General features: G+C 67.7%; 11 protein-coding genes. 4 read left to right on the top strand and 7 right to left on the bottom strand.

Going from position 1 to position 18,949, the window contains the following annotated elements:
* Position 1: 1 nt before the first annotated feature.
* Together F0U60_RS41050 and F0U60_RS41045 are read right to left on the bottom strand one after the other, a co-directional pair.
* Positions 2-1,768 (bottom strand): VWA domain-containing protein, encoded by a 1,767-nt coding sequence (locus F0U60_RS41050; protein WP_395808120.1) that lies wholly within the window; start codon positions 1,766-1,768, stop codon positions 2-4.
* Between the two features lie 62 nt (positions 1,769-1,830).
* Positions 1,831-4,755 (bottom strand): ATP-binding protein, encoded by a 2,925-nt coding sequence (locus F0U60_RS41045; protein WP_395808118.1) that lies wholly within the window; start codon positions 4,753-4,755, stop codon positions 1,831-1,833.
* A 335-nt stretch (positions 4,756-5,090) separates the two neighbouring features.
* Between F0U60_RS41045 and F0U60_RS41040 the strand changes: the two genes are divergently transcribed.
* Genes F0U60_RS41040 through F0U60_RS41030 form a run of 3 tightly spaced genes read left to right on the top strand, consistent with a single transcriptional unit; the run spans position 5,091 to position 9,342 of the window.
* Positions 5,091-7,382 carry an ATP-binding protein gene (locus F0U60_RS41040; protein WP_395808116.1) on the top strand — a complete coding sequence of 764 codons (2,292 nt, stop codon included), beginning with the start codon at positions 5,091-5,093 and terminating at the stop codon, positions 7,380-7,382.
* A complete protein-coding gene (locus tag F0U60_RS41035; RefSeq protein WP_395808114.1) occupies positions 7,379-7,843 on the top strand; it encodes a response regulator in 465 nt (154 codons plus the stop codon). Before F0U60_RS41040 ends, F0U60_RS41035 begins: the two co-directional genes overlap by 4 nt.
* Complete coding sequence (locus F0U60_RS41030) at positions 7,840-9,342, top strand: ATP-binding protein (protein ID WP_395808112.1); 1,503 nt, start codon at positions 7,840-7,842, stop codon at positions 9,340-9,342. Before F0U60_RS41035 ends, F0U60_RS41030 begins: the two co-directional genes overlap by 4 nt.
* A gap of 11 nt (positions 9,343-9,353) precedes the next feature.
* On the opposite strand, the gene F0U60_RS41025 is transcribed toward F0U60_RS41030, so the two are convergent.
* The 3 genes from F0U60_RS41025 to F0U60_RS41015 form a co-directional block, all read right to left on the bottom strand.
* Positions 9,354-11,366: an ELWxxDGT repeat protein gene (locus F0U60_RS41025; protein WP_395808110.1), complete on the bottom strand. Its 2,013-nt coding sequence runs from the start codon at positions 11,364-11,366 to the stop codon at positions 9,354-9,356.
* A 118-nt stretch (positions 11,367-11,484) separates the two neighbouring features.
* Entirely contained in the window at positions 11,485-12,453 is a 969-nt protein-coding gene (locus F0U60_RS41020) for a hypothetical protein (RefSeq protein ID WP_395808108.1), read from the bottom strand.
* Between the two features lie 14 nt (positions 12,454-12,467).
* Complete coding sequence (locus F0U60_RS41015; protein ID WP_395808106.1) at positions 12,468-14,561, bottom strand: M1 family metallopeptidase; 2,094 nt, start codon at positions 14,559-14,561, stop codon at positions 12,468-12,470.
* Between the two features lie 65 nt (positions 14,562-14,626).
* On the opposite strand from F0U60_RS41015, the gene F0U60_RS41010 reads away from it, so the two are divergent.
* Entirely contained in the window at positions 14,627-15,295 is a 669-nt protein-coding gene (locus F0U60_RS41010; RefSeq protein ID WP_395808104.1) for a pentapeptide repeat-containing protein, read from the top strand.
* 21 nt (positions 15,296-15,316) lie between these two features.
* On the opposite strand, the gene F0U60_RS41005 is transcribed toward F0U60_RS41010, so the two are convergent.
* Both F0U60_RS41005 and F0U60_RS41000 read right to left on the bottom strand, forming a co-directional pair.
* Complete coding sequence (locus F0U60_RS41005) at positions 15,317-16,021, bottom strand: metallophosphoesterase (RefSeq protein ID WP_395808102.1); 705 nt, start codon at positions 16,019-16,021, stop codon at positions 15,317-15,319.
* A gap of 210 nt (positions 16,022-16,231) precedes the next feature.
* On the bottom strand, positions 16,232-18,658 hold the full coding sequence (locus F0U60_RS41000) for an ATP-binding protein (protein ID WP_395808100.1): 2,427 nt from the start codon (positions 18,656-18,658) through the stop codon (positions 16,232-16,234).
* Positions 18,659-18,949 lie beyond the last annotated feature (291 nt).

The raw sequence follows: 18,949 nt of genomic DNA, 5'->3' as shown, positions 1-18,949 counted from the left end.
CTCACGCCACCTTCAACAGCGGCGTGCGCATCACCCGCTCGACCCAGCCGGACTGGCTGGCTCCGGGCGTCGTCGGCGCGTCCAGCAGCGCCTTCAACACACGGGGGACCTGGTACGGGTCCTCGAACTGGCTCACCGACACCTCACTGAACGGCACCTGCATCTGCCGCGCGCACGTGCGCACGGTGGTGCCTCGCGTGCTCACCACGCTCAGCAACAGCGCCATGGCGGCCACGTCGTAGCCGCACTCGCGGAAGGCCCGGGCGAGCTGGTCCCCCGACTCACCGGCCTCGTCACCCACGACGATGACGATGAGCTTCGCCTCCTCCGGTACCCGCACTCCCGCCCGGTGCAGCGCATGCACACCGGCCGCGTGCGTGGTACCGCCCGACGCCTGGATGCCCTGCAGCATGTGCTGCACTGCCGCCCGGCTCGCTGCCTTGGGCTTGAGCACCGTGCCCATCGTGTCGAACGACGCGATGTGCAGCTTCTCCAGCGGGAAGCCCGCGAGGATTCGAGACAGCGCCTCCTTCGACTGCTCGATGGCGCCCTCCATGGAGCCGGACTTGTCGATGAGGAACATCACCCTCACGTCCGTCTCCGCCGTCGCCTCCGCCACCGCGGCCTTCGCCGCGTTGTCGCTCGCCTCCTCCAGCTTCGCCTTCAGCTCCTGGCTGCGGACGTTCTTCACGATGTGGAGCGCCCGCTGGTCGGTCGCCGTCTGCACCGCCTTCTCCCAGCGCGCGCGGATGGCGGGGTCAGACATCAACCCCAGCTCCTCGAGCGTGGGCGTCAGCATGCGCAAGTCCCTGTCGGACAGCGAGGGCAGGAGCGCCGCCATGATGGCCGGCGTCAGGCCCAGGTCCTTGGGAAGCCGACCCACCACCTCCTTGAAGGAGAGGCGATCCCGCTCAATCCACTCGCAGATCTCCGCCTCCGAGAGCCCATCGAAGCGCTCCCGCTTGACCAGGTTCAGTCCCTCCAACCCCACCGAGCGGTGGCCCGCGGCCGCCTGCTTCTGCTTCCAGCCGAGCACCTCGAAGAAGGCCTGCGATACCGGCTTGTAACCGGCCTTGCGGGCGATCTTCTTCAGCGTCTCCTTGTAGCCGGCCTTCACCAGGCCCTGGAGCATGGGCAGGTTCTGCTCACGCATGCGCAGCCACTTCGTCGCCACGGCCTTCCACCGGCCGAGGGGCGGCTTGCGGGACGCGGGGTCACCGAAACCGGCCTCGCGGTTGAGGCGGGCGATCTCCGGCGTCTCGAGCAGCTCGGCCACTCGCAGCACCGCCTTGGGCGTGAGCATGCGCGTGGACTTGCGCTCGTAGTGCAGGAGCATGGCCGCGCCGATGGCACGGAAGTCGTCGTCGAGGAACGCGATGGAGCCGTCGTCCTCGCGCACGGGCTGACCGGAGTGGTTCTGCACGAGCATCAGCGCGCACGTGGCCACCTTGAGGTCACGCCAGTCCGTCTGCGTGAGCGCGTAGGACGCGAAGTGCGCCATCAGGTCCGTGTTGAGCCGGTAGATGTCGAGCAGCTGGCGGTAGAGCTTCACCGCAGCGGGCACGAAGAGGCCCGGCTTCACCGGGGTGCTTCGGCGGACGAGGGTGTCCTTGGCGCCCTGCGCGGGATGCCAGACGCCATTCACGTCCAGGCCCGGGCGGTTGTGCCACAGGTGCGCGGAGCCACTGAGCACCAGGTCCAAGAGCTTCTCGGCCGGGCCGAGCTGGGCCTCAGGAAGCGTGGGCGTGGTCGGGTTGTGCGTCGTCATGTACTGCCCTCCGTCGTTCTGCCCGGAGGGACGCGAGCGCCCGCGGTTCCTGACGGAGGCTGTCAGTTCATGGCGGAGCCAGCGCTGCTCACCCGACCGTTGCGAGGCAGCCGGACGTGGAAGGTCGCTCCTCCTCCAGGCGTCTCTTCGACGAGGATGGTCCCCTGGTGGGCCTCGACGACCTGCCGCGTCACCCACAGCCCCAGCCCCAGGCCGCCGTAGTTGCGCACCGGGACGGCTCGCTCGAAGCGCTCGAAGACGCGGTCCCTATCCTCCGGGGGAATGCCGATGCCGTGGTCCACCACGCTCAGCTGCACCACGTTGCCTTCTGAGCGCAGGCTCACCTCCACGGGCTGCCCCTGGCCGAACTTCAAGGCGTTGGACAGGAGGTTGTGGACCACCTGCTCCATCCGGTCGGGGTCGAAGTGTCCGGCGAGGGGGCTCTCGATGCGGACCGACAGCGGTGTCTTCAGCTTCCGCGCTTCATCCTGGGTATTGGCCACGACCTCGCCGACGAGGGCCGAGAGGTCCACCTGCTCGGGCATCAGCTGCATGCGGCCGGTGGAGAGCTGCGACACGTCCAGCAGCGTCTCAATGAGCCGGGCCAGTCGGCGGACGGAGCGGCGCGCCACATCCAGCCGATCGCCGATGTTGTGCTCCGAGGTCCTGCTCAGCCCCCGCTCGATGGCGTTGAGGTTGAGCTGGAAGGCGGTGAGCGGGGTCTTCAACTCATGGGAGGCAACGGAGAGGAAGTCGTCTCGTGCCCGAATCGCCTCCATGAGGCTCTCCACGCGGGCCCGCTCCCGAGCCACATCGCGGCGCATGCGCATCCGCTCGAGATTGGACCTTACACGGGCGAGCAACTCGCGCGCGGAGAAGGGTTTGACGAGGTAGTCGTCCGCCCCGGACTCGAGCCCCTCGAGCGTGGCCTCCTCTCCGGCGCGGGCCGACAACAGGAGGATGGGCAGCTCCTTCGTATGCGGAGCCGCCCGCAGTGCGCGCAGCAGCCCCACGCCATCCAGCCGCGGCATCATCACGTCCGAGAGCACGAGATCCGGCGGATGGGCCAGCGCCGACTCCAGGGCTGCCTGTCCGTCCGCGACTGCCTCCACCTCGAAGTGAGGGGTCAGCACCCGGCGGATGTAGTCGCGCATGTCCGCGTTGTCGTCCGCGAGGAGCACCCGGGCTCGGGGCTCGTCTGCCTTCGGCGAGTGTTTCGACGAGGGCGAGGGCGCATGGGTCGGGTGGGGAGCCTCCTCCCTTGGGGTCTCCTCCAGCGACCAGCGCAGCGCCTCCTCGACATAAGGGGTGGCCCCGGTGGCAGTCGAGGGGAGGCTGCGGGCGGCGCGGATGCGCTCCTGGGCGAGGTGCGCCGTTCCAAAGGGAATCTCCAGGGTGAACGTCGTCCCTCGGCCCTCGGTGCTGTCCACGCTCACGGTGCCCCCATGCAGCTGCACCAGCTCTCGCACCAGCGCCAGGCCGATGCCCGTGCCCTCGTGCGTCCGGGAGTGCGTGTCCTTCACCCGGTGGAAGCGCTCGAAGATGCGCGGCAGCTCCGAGGCGGGAATCCCCGTCCCGGTGTCGCGCACGACGAGCACAGCGCGTCCCTCCCGCTCGAGGGTGTGGATGGAGATCTCCCCCTTGTGGGTGAACTTGAAGGCGTTGGAGACGAGGTTGAGGACGACCTTCTCCCAGAGCTCCTTGTCCAGGTAGACGGGCTGAGACAGGGGAGGACAGTCCACGAGGAGCTTCAGCCCGGCCCGCTCCACCGCGGAACGGAAGCTGCTCGCGAGGTCGGCGGAGAGCGCGGAGAAGTCCGTGGGCGCATAGCTGGCCTCGATGCGCCCCGCTTCCAGGCGGGAGAAATCGAGCAGCGTGTTGACGAGCCGCAGCAGTCGCTCCGCGTTGCGGTGGATGACCTGGAGCTCGGCCTGGACGCTCTCCGACACGGCGCCCGCGCCCCCCGCGAGCAGGTGCTCGGTGGGCCCCAGCATCAGCGTCAGCGGCGTGCGGAACTCGTGGCTGATGTTGCTGAAGAAGGTCGTCTTGGCTCGGTCGAGCTCCGCCAGGGCCTCCGCGCGCCGGCGCTCCTCCTCATAGGCCTGGGCATTGCGCAGGGCCACCGATACCTGGCCCGCGAGCAGCTCATAAAAGGAGCGGTAGCCCTCGTCGAGCGCGCGGTTGGGGCTCACCCCTGCCACCAGCACGCCAATGGGGGCCGTCTGGCCCGAGGAGGCAATGGGAATCACCAGCGCCGAGCGGACCGGATCCTTGTAGGGACCGCCCGTCAGCGCGACGCGACGCTCGACGTCCTCGACGAGGACCGTCTCTCCAGCAGCCGCGCGCTCCAGGGGCCAGATGCTGTCGGCGTCCACCCCCACCTTCACGGTGGCCGGGCACACGGGCGCATTCTCGTCCAGCCCGATGACGCCGCCGCGCGTGAGCGTCTTGCCATCCGGGCCGCGCAGGTAGATGAGCGCGAAGGGGACATCCAGCGGGTGCTCGGCGATGGTGGCGGAGAGATCGCCGCAGGTCCTCTCGACGCTGCGGGTCCCGTCCGTTCTCGAGGCCAGGTCTCGCAGCAGCCGCATCCGCCGCTCCCCGAGGAGCTGCTGGGTCACCTCGCTGCAGACGGCGAGCATGCCGACGATCTGTCCCTCGTCGTTCTCGGCGGGGGCGTGGGAGACGCTGAAGTAGGCCTCCTCGCGGTAGCCGGAGCGCTCCATGAGGAGCGGGAGGGCCGGCGTCCAGTTGGCCACACCGGTGGTCATCACCCGATGAATCATCGGGCCGAGCGTGTCCCACGAGGCGGCCAGGGTGATGCGGATGTCGATGCCAAGCGCGGCCGGGTGCCCATCGCCGATCAGCTTCGAGTAGGCGTCATTGTAGAACTGGGTGAAGTCGGGCCCCCACGTCAGCACCATGGGGTAGCTGGACGAGAGGAGCGTCCGCACCAGGGCCTTGAGGCTCTGGGGCCAGGTCTCCACGGGACCCACTGAAGTGTTGGCCCAATCGTGTGCCCGGACGCGCGCGTGCATCTCGCTTGGGCCGGCAAACATGTCCTGTTGGGTACGCGCCCGCTTTCCAGACTGCTCCACACCTGCCTCCGAACAAAAGGACCCACTAACAGGGACGTGGCCCTGGACGCGACCCTCCGCTTCCTGACCTCCCTGCGTTGATGGGATGTGAACATTTGCCCCCACACATGCCGTCAGAGCGCTAGACAGCCGGGCTGGAGAGCTGCCGGGCGTCCTATACGCGTCAGTGCCAATCGGCTCGACGACAGGACCGCCCAGGTGCTGTGTGGCGATGAGGAGGCGTGATGAGCATGGAATCGGCCGGAGCTGGGCGGACGGCGGATCTCACCAACTGTGACCGGGAGCCCATCCACATTCCAGGGGCCATCCAGCCTCATGGGGTGCTGCTCGTCCTGCGAGAGCCGATGCTGGAGATCCGCCAGGTCAGCGAGAACGTCCAGGCGCTGCTCGGCGTGACGGCCCAGGACCTGCTAGGCAGGACGCTCGAGGTCCTCCTGCCTTCCGCCCAGGTCGAGAGCGTCCGCGCGATTCTGTTGTCGGAGCGGCTCAAGGACCATAACCCGCTCAAGCTCACCATCCGGGGCGGGAGCGGCGAGCGCACGTTCAATGGCATCGCGCACCGGCATCAGGGCCGGCTCTTCCTCGAGCTCGAGCCCTCGTCCGGGCAGGAGGCGCTCCCGTTCTTCGGCTTCTACCACCAGGCGCGTGGCTCCATGTCACGCCTGCGTGACGCGAGGGACCTGCGCGAGCTGTGCGAGGAGGCCGTCCGCGAGGTCCGCCGGCTCACGGGGTTTGATCGCGTCATCATCTACCGCTTCGATGCGGAGTGGAACGGTCAGGTCCTCGCCGAGGATCGGGTGGAGAAGGCGGACCCGTACCTGGGCCTGCACTTCCCCGCCTCGGACATCCCCCGCCAGGCCCGCGAGCTGTACACCCTCAACTGGCTGCGCATCATCCCGACGGTGGATTACGTGCCCGCGCGCATCCTCGCGCTGCCGGAGGAGGCGGCTCAAGGTCCGCTCGACATGTCCTTCTGCGTGCTGCGCAGCGTGTCGCCCATCCACCTCGAGTACCTGCACAACATGGGGGCCTTCGCCTCGATGAGCATCTCACTCATGAAGGAGGGGCGGCTCTGGGGCCTCATCTCCTGCACGGACGTGTCTGGGCCCCGGTACATCCCCTACGAGGTGCGCACGGCCTGCGAGTTCGTGGGCGAGTTCATGTCCTCCTTCATCCCCTCGAAGGAGGGCTACGAGGACTATGACCAGCGCCTCCGGGCCAGGTCCGTGCAGGCGCGGCTGCTCGAGCGCATGACCCGCAACCCCGACTTCGCCGAGGGGCTCTGCCACCCACCGCCCGAGCTGCTCGAGCTCACCGGCGCGACGGGCGCGGCCGTCTACTTCAATGGCGCGACGACCATCGTCGGCAAGGCCCCCACGGACGAGCAGCTCCAGGGCCTCATCCGCTGGCTGGGCGAGAAGGCGGATCCAACGGAGGTGTTCTCCACCACCAGCCTGTCGCGGGAGTACCCCGAGGCGGAGGCGTTCAAGGACGTCGCGGCGGGCCTCATCGCCGCCTCCATGTCGCGAGGCCGCCACAACTATGTCCTCTGGTTCCGCCCGGAGGTGGTGCAGACGGTGGAGTGGGGCGGCAACCCGAACAAGCCGGTGGACATCCAGGACGATCAGCTGCGGCTCCACCCGCGCAAGTCCTTCGCGCTCTGGAAGGAGACGGTGCGCGGCAGGTCCCTCCCGTGGAAGGACTATGAGCTGGAGGCGGCCCAGGAGCTGCGCAGGAACATCATCGACATCGTCCTGCAGCGCAGCGAGGAGCTGCTCAAGCTCAACACGGAGTTGGAGCGCAGCAACGTGGAGCTGGACTCCTTTGCCTACGCGGCCAGCCATGATCTCAAGGAGCCGCTCCGGGGCATTCACAACTACGCCAGCCTGGTGCTGCGCGAGGAGTCCGGCCACCTCAAGCCCACCAACCGCACGCGCATGGACACGGTGGTGCGGCTCACGCAGCGCATGGAGAGCCTCATCAACTCGCTCTTGCACTACGCGCAGGTGGGCCGCACCGAGCTCTCCCTCCGGGAGACGGACCTCAACGAGGTGATCGCGTCGGTGCTGGAGGTGCTCAAGCCGAGGATCGACGAGGCCCAGGTGGAGGTGCGCATCCCCAAGCCGCTGCCGCCCGCGCGGTGCGATCGCGTGCGCATGGTGGAGGTCTTCACCAACCTCATCACCAACGCCATCAAGTACAACGACAAGGAGACGAAGTGGGTGGAGCTCGGCGCCACGAGCACGCCCGAGGGCGACACCGTCTACTTCGTGCGCGACAACGGAATTGGCATCAGGCCCGAGTACTACGAACCCATCTTCCGCATCTTCAAGCGCCTGCACGGGCGCGACAAATACGGCGGCGGTACCGGGACGGGCCTGACCATCGTCAAGCGCCTCATCGAGCGGCACAACGGTCGTATCTGGTTGGAGTCCCAGCCGGGCGAGGGCACCACCTTCTTCTTCACCTTGGGCAGTGAGAAGGATGAGCCCTCTTCGACAGAGGTCGGTCGATGAACCGCGATCTGCCCATCCTCGTGGTGGAGGACAACGACGAGGACTTCGACATGCTCCAGATGACCTTCCAGGGGGTGGGCATCCCCAACCCGCTCTACCGCTGTGCCGAAGGCGAGGAGGCGCTCGCGTTCCTCCACAACACCGGCCGCTACGCGGGCTCAGCGCCGGCGCCACGCCCGGGGCTCATCCTGCTGGACCTGAACCTCGCTGGCTTGGACGGCAGGCAGGTACTCGAGCACGTCAAGAACGATCCACACCTGAAGAGCATCCCTGTCATCGTGTTCTCTACTTCGGACAATCCGAAGGACGTCCAAAGTGTCTACGCGAATGGCGCGAGCGGTTATCTTCTCAAACCCGTGGATCTGACTCGGTTCGAGCGAATGATTCAGCTCTTCAAGGACTTCTGGCTGGACCACATCGTGATGCCGGAGGGTGACGGCCGGGAGAGCTCGCGCAGATGAGCCGCCGACAAGTGACGCTGCTCCTCCTGGAAGACAGTCCAGAGGATCGGCATGTCTTCCGCACCTACCTGGAGCAGGTGGAGGAGTACGCCTTTCGCTTCATCGAGGAAGAGAACGCGGAGCAGGCGCTCGAGGTGTGTAAGCGCGAGCGCGTGGACTGCATCCTCCTGGACTATGAGCTCCCAGGCGCGAACGGGCTCGAATTCCTCCGGAGGTTGGAGATTGACGAGGGCCTCCTCCGTCCGCCCGTGGTGATGGTGACCGGGCGAGGGAGCGAGCGCATCGCCGTCAAGGCGCTCAAGGGGGGAGCGTCTGACTACCTCGTGAAGTCGGAGGTGACTCCGGAGAGCCTCTACCGCGCCGTGCGCAACGCGGTGGAGAAGGAAGACATCCGCAAGCGCCTCACCGAGCAGCGGCTGCGGACGGGGATCGCGGAGTCGCGGCTCCAGCTCGCCCTTGAGGTCCTGGAGCACGGGGACGCGTTGATCGTCCTCGACAGGGACGGCCGCGTCGTCCTCGTCAACAGCAACCAGGAGCGCATCTCGCGCAAGCCGCGAGACGAAACCCTGATGCGCAAGGTGTGCGAGCTCTGGCCGCTGCTCGCCGACCCCAAGACGAAGTTCTGGTCCGAGTACCACCGGGTCATGAACGAGCGGGTGCCCGTGCACTTCGAGGAGTTCTATGCGCCCATGGACCTGTGGTTGGACGTCAGCGTCTACCCCACGAAGGAGGGGGGCCTCGCGGCCTTCTTCCGGGACATCAGCGAGCGCAAGCGCAAGGAGGAGCAAGTCCGGGCCGAGGAGCAGCAGCGCTCGGGGTTTGAGCAGCAGCTCATCGGCATCGTCAGCCACGACCTGCGCAACCCCATCACCGCCATCTCCCTGGGGATTTCGCTCCTGCTGCGCCGCGAGGGGCTGGATGAGCGCATCCTCAAGACGCTCGTGCGCATCCATTCCTCGGCCGAGCGCGCTATCCGGATGGTGAGGGATCTCCTCGACTTCACCCAGGCCCGGCTGGGCGGGGGCATCGTCCTGCACCGGGAGCAGATGGACCTGCACCCCCTCCTCCATCACGTGGTGGAGGAGGTCCACATGTCCTATCCCGAGCGCGAGGTGCGGGTCGAGGTGAACGGCAGTGGTCAGGGAACGTGGGACTCGGATCGGGTGGCGCAGGTCATCACCAACCTGGTCACCAATGCGTTGAAGTACAGCCCCGAGGGGACGCCCGTCACGGTGCGGACACACGGAGACGTCGACACCGTGGTGCTGGAGGTCCACAACCTGGGCGAGCCCATCTCGCCTCAGCTCCAGGCCCACCTCTTCGAGCCCATGAGACGCGGGGGTGACCGGCCCGACAGGACGAGCCGCAGCATCGGGCTCGGCCTCTTCATCGTGGACCACGTCGTCCGTGCCCACGGTGGCACCATCGACGTGCGGTCCAACGCGGCCGATGGCACCACCTTTTGTGTGCGGCTGCCCCGGGGCTCGGTCGACGTCTGAGCCGAGAAGCGCTACCCGTTGCGGGGTGTCCCGGACTTGCGGCGTCGCCCGGCCAGTAGCGCCAGGGTCGACAGGAGCAACCCTCCGGCGAACTCACTGGTGGAGGACGCGCCGCAGCCGCAGCTCCCGCGGGCGTACTGCCGGCTCACTCCCACCTGGAATGTGCACCGCGAGGTGTTGCCGGCCGCATCGGTGGCGGTGACGACGACGGGGGTGATTCCCACGATGAAGTCACTGCCGGGCGGAGGGTTGTAGGTGAGCGCCGGCGAGGACACGGAGTCGCTGGCCGAGGCCTTCGGGTAGTCCACAGTTGCCCCATACCGGGTCGTCCTCCAGACCTCATGGTCCTGGGGGCAGATGATCGTCGGCGGCTGGGTGTCGCGGACCTTCACGGTGAAGGAGCACTGCGCGCTGTTGCCGGACTCGTCGGTCGCCGTGGCGGTGACCTGGGTCGGACCGAGCGGGAAGGTCTCACCCGTGGCATGGCTGTAGCTGAAGACCGGGGGCTCGGGCTTGTTGTCGTGCCCCGTGGCGGCTGGAAATTTCACGGGCGCACCACTCGAGTCCCAAGCCTCGGCCGTCATCTCGGAGGGGCAGGAGATGGTCGGAGGCGTGCAGTCGTTGAGCACCCACGGCTCTGCGCCAATATCGCTCGCACCGGCGGAGGTGTTGTCTCCCGCGAGGAAGAAGACGCGCGGTCCCACGGGCGTGAGCAGCGAGGGCGACAGGGAGCCAGGTCCGGGGACGGCGTCCTGGAGCATCTCCGTCCTCTCCAGGGTGCCATCGCTCGACCAGAGCTCGCGGCCGGACTCCGTGGTCTCCGCGCTGAAGAGGACCTTGCCGTCCACCACGGTCAGCCACGAAGGCGCCGAGCTGTCGCTCCCAGGACGGATGTCTTCCACGAGGACCGTGCCGGCCACCGTCCCGTCGCTCCGCCACAGCTCGAAGCCGCTCGCCTCATCCCAGGCGGTGAAGACGAGCGTTCCGTTCAGGTTCGTCAGGAAGCGGGCGTCCGCCGAGGGCTTGATGAGGGACGTGCCCTTGTCGGTCCCGTCACTCCTCCACAGCGAGCCATCCGCGCCGGCCCGGAAGTAGATCAGCTCTCCCACCGGCGTCATGGAATCGGGACCCATGGCGTAGTCGGCGGCGCTCAGGGCCAGCGGCGTGACGCGGACCGTTCCCGGCCCCGTGCCATCGCTTTTCCAGAGGTCCCACCGCTTCTTGTAGGCCGACCCAGCGAAGAAGTAGAGCCGATCGTCTACGGCCGTCAGGCCTTGGATGAGCTCCTCGCCGGGATCGCTCTCGATGACTCGGACGACGGCGACGCGCTCGGTCCCATCCTTCGTGCCATCGCTGCGCCACAGCTCCGTCTCCTGGGGCCCACCGTCAGCCGCGAAGAAGAGCGTGTTGCGCATCACCGTCAGGGAGCTGAGCCCCGAGCCCAGGGAGCCGGGGACGAGGTCCGCGACCAGCTCCGTGCCCGCCTCCGTGCCGTCGCTCTTCCACAGCTCCAGGCCGTTCACGCCGTTGTTGGCGATGAAGAACAGCGTGTTGCCCAGCGCCGTCAGTGCGGTCGCTTCCGAGCCCTCGGTGCCAGGCCGGATGTCGCGCACGAGCACCGTTCCGTCCGCGGTGCCATCCGACTTCCACAGCTCGGCGCCGTGAGCACCGTCATCGGCGATGAAGAAGAGCGTGTCGCCGACCACAGTCAGGAAGCGCGGCTCCGAGTCCTTGGACCCCGGGAAGATGTCCTTCACCAGGGCCGTGTCGCCTTCCTTGCCGCGGCTTCGCCACAGCTCGAGTCCGGTCGTTCCATCCTTTGCGGTGAAGAAGACCGTCTTGCCCCGAACAGCCGGAGTCTGGACGTAAAGGTCTGGAATTGAACTGGCCGGCCCGGGGGCGATGTTCTTGACCAGCGTAATGGGCTGACAGGTTTCCAGTGCGTCCGCTCGCGTCGAAGCGCACACGCCTGCCAGCGCACAGACGGATAGCAGCGAAGACACACCGGTTGAATACCGACGCATGTCCACCTTCCTATGGGGCTTTTTGTGGGTGAGGGGGGACGTAGTCTGGGTATTCGGCTCGGCGGGACAACCTGCTCTCCAGAGAGGGTTGACGTTCTGCTTTCGGACGGCCTCGGCGCTATTCGGCCTGGGGGGCCGGAGTCTCGACGGCGGGAGGTTCGGCGGCGGGGGCGGGCTTTTCCTCCAGTGCCGGAACGGGTCGTGGGGGCATGGCGCGGTAGATGTCCACGGCGAAGACCGTGTGGGCCACCGAGAAGCCCAGCCGTGTGGCGATCACGAGCTGGGCCATCCCTAACGCCAGCCACGCCTTCCCCGTGCTGGTCACCTGCACCGCCGAGTGCAGCCGCGCGAGGGCGATCACCGCCAGCAGTCCGAGGAGGCCCAGGACGATGTAGCCGAGCAGTGCCCCGGGAGAGCGCACCATCTGCTTCAGGGCGCGCCAGGCGGCGACGCGCGTCTTGCGCTGGTCATCCGCGAAGAGCTGGACGCGCGCCAGGTCGAAGCTCGAGCGCCACAGCGCGAAGAGCACCACCACGAGCGCGAGGTGCGCCAGGCTCCAGCCGGTGAAGGGGTTGTCGAGCGCCCACTGCTCGGCGGCGAGGGTGAACAGGGTGGGCTTCTCCGCGCGGGCGAGGAGCACGGTGGCGAGCACTGCCAGCGCCGCGAGGGGGAGCAGTCCAAGCAGGGCCCACCCGAGCAGGCGCAGGTTGCGACCGAGCTGGTCGACGCAATTCCGAGCGAAGTGAGCCAGCGAGAAGCGCCCGGGCGTGCACAGCTGCGAGACGATGCCGCCGGCCAGCACGAGCTGGAGCCCAACGGAAAAGACGAAGCCCAGCAGGAGGGGGCCCGCGAGGAACGAGCCGCCACCCTGGGCGAGCAGCTGGGTGAAGTCGAACACCGCCTCGGGCGAGGGGAAGGCGCGTCCCCGGCCAGCGAGCGAGTGTCCGAAGTGGCCGAGGGCGGGGAGGAGGACGGGCGCGGACTGGACGAGTGCGACGCACAGGTTCGCCACCAGCAGCACGCCGAGCAGCTTCAGCTCGGAGAAGGCCCTGAGGGGCGCCATGAGAAGGGAACGGAGTGGCTTCATGGTTCGGGCCTGGTTCAGAAGAGGAGGGAGGCGAGTGTGGAGAGCAGCTGGCTCACGTAGGTGGTCCAGCCAAACAGTGAGACGGCCACGTGGCCGGACATGCCCTTCGTCCGGGTGTCGTTGGTCGGGTTGGCATCCAGCGCGTTGATGCCGCGGAGCTCCACCTGTTGGATCTCCTTGCCGGTGGGTTCGAAGATCAGCCGTGTCCAGCGCTCCTGGCCCTTCCAGTGCGCCTCCTGGGTGGTGCCGTCGTCGAAGGTCACCTTCACGTCCACCGGGACGCGGATGTCCCCGAGCCGGCTCACCTGCACCTCGCAGCGGTTCACCGCGTCCGCCTTCGATTCGACTCCGGGCTCGCGCTCCACCAGCAGGAGACCGCCCTGACCATCGTCGAAGAGACCCTTCTTTCCGGCGCGCTGCTCGCACGACAGCGAGCCCACCGCGTAGTCCAGCGTGCCGGTGCCCCGGAAGAATGTGTCGAAGAACCAGCCGAGGTCCTGCCCGGACACCTCGTTGGCCACCGCGAAGAAGTCCTCGCTGCGCGGGTGGCGGAACTTCCAGCGCTCCACGTAGGTGCGCAGGATGCGCGCCATCGTCTCCTCGCCCACGAGTTGCTCCAGCGCATGGAGCGTCACTTGCGTGCGGTCATAGCTGTTGTGGAAGTAGTCGCCCCTGCTTCGGTACTTCCACGAGGCCTGCAGGATGGGGGAGTTCTCGCGCGGCTGGGGCGTGCCGCGCATCCGCTCGCGCTCGTCCCAGTCAATGGAGAACAGCGGCCCCACCAAGCCACGCAGCGGGCTGGGGAAGAACTGCTCCGGGTGGACTCGCACGTCCTCCGCCAGGCACAGCTTGTAGGTGCCATAGCTGTTGATGCCCTCGTCGAGCCAAGGCTCCTCGAACTCGTTCGAGGCGAGGAGGCCCTGCCAGTAGTTGTGGCCGAACTCGTGCACCACCGTCTGCCAGATGAGGAAGTCCTTGGGCTCTCCGGGCTCGGCGCGTCCCACTGCGGTGATGAAGGTGGGGTACTCCATGCCTCCCGCGGCGATGCCATCCGTGGGCGGCGCCACCAGCGTCAGGTGCGGGTACGGCCAAGGGGACCACCATCGCCCGAAGTGCTCCAGTGAGGCCTTGGCGGCTTCGATGAGCTGCGGCCCCGAGCGGAGATGCTTCCGGTCTACCAGCACGGTGAGGCCCACCTCGGGCAGGCCCGGTGAGCGGAACACGTCCTCGAGCACCTCGAAGTTCTCGGAGGCGGTCCAGGCGAAGTCGTGCACGTCGTCCTGGTGGTAGCGCAGGGTGGTGGTGTTGTCCGGATTGTCCCGGCGCTCCACCAGCACGCCGGTGGCGCCCACCTTCATCGTCTTGGGGACTGTGAGGCGGACGTCGTAGGTGCCGAAGTCGGCGTAGTACTCGGAGGCGGAGTGGTACTGGTGGCAGTTCCAGCGAGGGCTCGTGGCGCCGCGCTCGGGGGGAACCTCGAGCACCCCGAGCTTCGGGAACCACTGGCCCATCAGGTAGAAGCCACTCTTTGAAACGCCGGCACGAGCGATGACCCTGGGCACGCGCGCCTCCCAGTGCACCTCCAGCGTCACGCGGCCTCCGGGGGGCACCGGCTCGGGCAGCGTTACGGTGAAGACCGTCTGGTCCTCCGTGTTGTCGTCATCCGGGTGCTCGAAGCGCAGCGTGGGCAGCAGCTCCGCGCCGCCCTTCACGCGGATGGCCTTCACGTCCGAGGAGCCCCACTCGTCCGGCTCGCGCTCTGGGAAGGCGGGGGAGCTCGCGTCCTCGTCGCGGACGCCGCCCATCATCTTGGCCTCCCGGTAGAACGTGGAGCGGTCGTTCTTGAACGCGTTCCAATAGAGATGGAACCACAGGGTGGACTGCGGCTCGGCGCTCCGGTTGCGCCAGGTGATCGTCTCCTGGCCGGTGAGCCGCTGGGTGGAGGGATCCAACCGGGCGTCGATCTCATAGTCGGTGACGCGCTCGGAGAGCGGTGGCCCCAACGTGCGTCCCTGTTTGTCGAAGAGGGGAGGCGCGACGGCCGGGGCCTCCGCGGCGTGCACAGACATCTGGCCGAGGAGCAACAGCAAAGTGAGGAGGCGTGTCATTGGGCCGCAGCTTCGCACGAGCACGGCGGTGGCGCGTGGGCGTCGGCCATGAGAAAGAGGCCCGCATGACTCACGTGCCTACGGATCCGGAAGAGGCCTCGCGGCTTGCGCGGCGGCTGGCGCAAGAGGAGTTCTTCGAGAACGAGACGTTCGCCGATTTGGACCTCCAGGGCTGCGACCTCGGCGGGAAGGAGTTCTATCGGTGTACCTTCCTGAGGACCCAGTTCCAGGAGAGCCGCTGGCGGAACGCCAAGCTGGAGGTCTGTGTCTTCAACGGGTGCGATCTCACCCGAGCACAGCTCAAGGGCACGGCGCTCCGGGACGTGCGCTTCGAGGGCTCGAAGTTGATGGGGATCGACTTCACGGAGGTGTCGGCCAACCCCGAGATGTCGTTCGAGGATTGCGTCCTGCGCTACGCCTCCTTCGTCGGCCTCAGCCTGCGCAAGACGGCCTTCCTGCGCTGCTCGGCCCTGGAGGCGAACTTCTTCGACCTGGACCTGTCGGAGGCGGACTTCACCGGGACGAATCTCGCGGGCAGCAACTTCCGGGGCTGCACCCTCACCCGGACGGACTTCTCCCAGGTGTCGGGGCTCTTCCTGGATCCGGCGAGGAATCGCCTCAAGGGCACCCGGGTTCCCGTCGAGACGGCCGTGAGTCTGGCGCAGTCGCTCGGGATGCAGGTGACGGGCTTCGATGACGAAAAGACCGAGCGCCGCAGCCGGAAGAAGTCCTGAGCCGCGGGCCTGGTGCGGGGCTCACGAGAAGACGTTCACGTCGCCGTGGACGGGGAGCAGGGACACGTCCTTGCCGCCCCGGTACGTGGTCCGCGCGGGGACCGAGACGAGCTCCCACGAGGGGAGCACCACCGCTGTGAGCGAGCGGCCGTAGACGCACCCGGTGTCGATGCCCACCGCGTGCTCCGTCACGAGCGGCCGGTCGAACACGGTGTGTCCGAAGATGATGCGCTGGGGGCCCTTCCAGTGGTGCGTCCAGAAGCGGTAGTCGGCAGGCGCCTTGGAGGGCCAGAAGCTCTTGCGCTCCGGGGGGCGCACGCACTGGGCATGGAGCAGGTGATAGGGATCCTGCGCCTGGATCGGCTTGCCGGGCAGCACGCCCGCGTGCACGACGGCGGCGTTGTGCTCGGGCAGCAGGATGTAGTGGGGCAGGGTGGCGAAGTAGTCGAGGTGCTCGGGGCCGAGGACCTGCCGCGTCTCCAGGTGGTCTGGAATGAGGTCGGCGTCCTTGCGGCGGCGCTGCTGCAGGTGCTTCTCCTCGTGGTTGCCGAGGATGGACTCGTGCTGCATGGCCAGCTCGACGCACTCGCGGCGCTTGGGGCCGCGGTCGACCAGATCTCCCGTGAAGATGATCCGATCACTCGAGGTGGCGCCCACCTTCGCGAGCAGCTCCAGGGCTTCGTCGTAGCACCCGTGGAGGTCTCCGATGACGATGGTGCGGGACATGATGATGCTTCCTTGAAAAGAGTGGGCACCCGAGTGGAGAAGCCGTTTGGCTGAATCCCTGATTCAGTGCCGTCCGCCGGCGTTACCCCCTATTGAGGGAGTAAGGTGGAGTCTAACCACCGAAGCTTGTGTGGCCTCTCCGGCCGGGTGCCCGAAAGGCGCTTTCGCCTCCCAGTGACGCGGAGACGAAACCGCTCCTGACATGGAGCTTCACCGCCGCGCATCGGGGGGAGGTGAGGAGAGGGGCAGGTCCACCGTGAAGGTGGAGCCTTCTCCCACGCGGCTCTCCACCCGGATGCTCCCGCTCATGGCTTCCACGATGCCGCGGGTGATGTAGAGCCCCAGCCCCAGCCCTCCGGAGTGGCGTTCGGAGACGGCCCGCTCGAACTTCTGGAAGATGCGCTCCTGGGCTTCCGGTGGGATGCCGATGCCCTGGTCGCGCACCACCAGCCGAGCGACGTCTCCCTCCACTGTGACCCGGGCGTGGATGGGGCGGCCGGCGCCATAGCGGATGGCGTTGGAGATGAGGTTGGTGACGACCTGCTCCAGCCGCAGCCTGTCCCACTTGCCAGTCACCCGGGTTAGTGTCTCCACCTGAAGCACCGAGCCCACTCGGACCGCCTCGGGCGCGAACCAGGCGGCGACCTCGTCCAGCATCTCGCCCAGGTCCGTGTCCTCCAGCTCCAGCTTCAGCTTCCCCTGAGAGAGTCGGCTGACGTCGAGCAGCGCGTTGATGAGCATGGACATCTTCTTCACCTGACGCTTGGCCACCTCCACGTGGCGCTGGAGCCCCTGAGAGCGGGTATCCCCCTCACAGCACCGGGGCAGCTCGCGCATGAGGGCGGTGAGCTTGAGGTGCAGGGGCGTGAGGGGCGTCTTCAGCTCGTGTGAGGCCACGGACAGGAACTCGTCGCGCAGCTGCACTGCGAGCTGGGCCTCTCGGTACAGGCGCGCGTTGTCCACCGCGAGCGCGGCCCGGTGCGCCAGGTCCTTGGCCAGCACCTGGTCCTCCTGGCTGTAGTGGGCAGAGTTGCGGCAGTAGTAGAAGGTGAGCGCGCCAAGGGTGCGGCCGCGGGCGCGCAGGGGAACCGTCAGCGTGGACGTGACCCCGAGGTTTCGCACCAGCTTCAGTTGCTCCGCGTCGATCGCATGCCCGGTGCGCAGCTTCTCGGAGAAGTCCGTTATCAGCTCAGGCTGCCCGGTACGGATGACGGCCCCGGGCCCACAGGGGGCGTTGAGCCCCTTGAGGTAGCGCCGCGCTACCTCCCAGGCGAGCTCCGCCCGGGCCGGATCCACGTGGGACACCGCGAGCCGGCGGAGCGTGCCATCTGGTTCGAGGATGTCCAACGAGCAGCCGTCTCCGAGCGTGGGTACAGCCCGCTGCACCACGTGGGCGAGTGTGTCCTCGTAGTTCAGCGAGCTGGCCAGGGTTTCGCTGACCGAGGCGAGGAAGGCCTGGTGCCGCTCGGTGCGCTTGAGCTCGGTGATGTCGATGCAGCTCGCCACCGCCGCCTGCAGTTTCCCCTGGCCGTTCCAGATGGGTCCAGCGCTGATGAGGAAGAGCCGTACGGAGCCGTCAGGCCGTTCATAGAGGAGCTCCTCCTCGGGCTGCGCTTTTCCGGTGAGCAGCACCTTCGTGAGGGGATACTCCTCCGCCGCGTAGCGGCGTCCATCCGGGTGGATGGCTCGGTAGCGGACGAAGTCCTTGATGCTGCGCACCTCGATCATGGGATGTCCGAGGAGCTGCTCGGTCCGGGCATTGACGGCCACGGTTTTCCCCGAGTGCGCCTCGACGATGTGGACCGCGCACGGGAGCTGTTGGAGGATGGCCTCCAGCCGGCTGTGCTCCAGCCGTGTCTGGGTCAGCAGTCGCTCCCGCTCCTGCTCGGCCTGGTGGTGCACGGTGATGTCGGTGACGAAGCCCTCCAACATCAGGAACTCGCCTTCGGGCCCGTAGATGGCCACCCCGCGCTCCCAGACCCAGCGCTCCTCCCCGCTTCGCGTTCGGATCCGGTAGGTGAGCGTGAAGGGCTCCCGGGAGTGGAGCGCCGCCTGGATGTGGGCCCAGACCTCCTGGACGTCATCGGGGTGGAGCAGGTCCACCCAGTGCACGCGGTGCGAGGTGAAGTCCTCGGCGCTGTAGCCGGTGAGCTCCAGGGCTTTCGGGCTGGCGTAGGACAGCGGGAAGCCCGGCGCGTTGTGGCACCGGTAGGCCATGCCGGGTAGGTTCCCCAGCAGCGTGCTCAGGACGCGCTCGCTCTCATGCGCGGCCGCCTCGGCCAGCTCGGCCCGTGCGAGCGCCGCCCGCATCGCCCGCTCTCTCCGGTGGAGCTCGATGAACATCCCCACCTTGGCGCGGAGCAGCTCCTCGTGGAGGGGCTCCAGCAGGCAGTCCACCGTCCCCAGCCCCTTGTCGCGCAGCAGGTCCGCCCCCGCGAGGGTGCTGCCTACAAGGACGAGCAGGGGGATGTGCCGGGCTCGCTCGTGGTCGCGCAGGTGGTGGGCCGTCTGAAGGCCTCCGAGCCCGTCTCGGCGTGCGTCCACCAGGATACAGGCGGGCTCTTCCTCGAGCAGGGGTGCAAACGCCTCGCTCCAGGGGCTGACCGTGTGCACAGGCTGTTCAAGGGGCGCCAGCATGGCCTTCAGCCCCTCCACCTCAGAATCAACTGCTCCCACGACCAGGAGGGGTGCGGCCGCCGTGTCCTCCGGCTGGACTCCTTCGCCCCCGGGTGGGGGCCTGGAGTCTCGGTGCTGCCCTGGAGCGGGAGGGGGGCTGACGTCCGGTTGGGTTCCCCACATCCCCTTGTCCTCCTCCTTCCCCCTCCAGGATTTCCGGGGGGTGACATTTCGCCAACCCCTCGCCCTTCCCAAGTCGTCCTGGCCGCCTGTTGCTCGGGGCGAAGGATGCCCGCTCGGCTAGGAGCGGAA

Origin of the sequence: Archangium minus, assembly GCF_044360475.1 — a bacterium.
Classification (GTDB): domain Bacteria; phylum Myxococcota; class Myxococcia; order Myxococcales; family Myxococcaceae; genus Archangium; species Archangium minus.
Note: the sequence above shows the minus strand (reverse complement) of the source record. Positions and strands in the feature narration are given on the sequence as shown.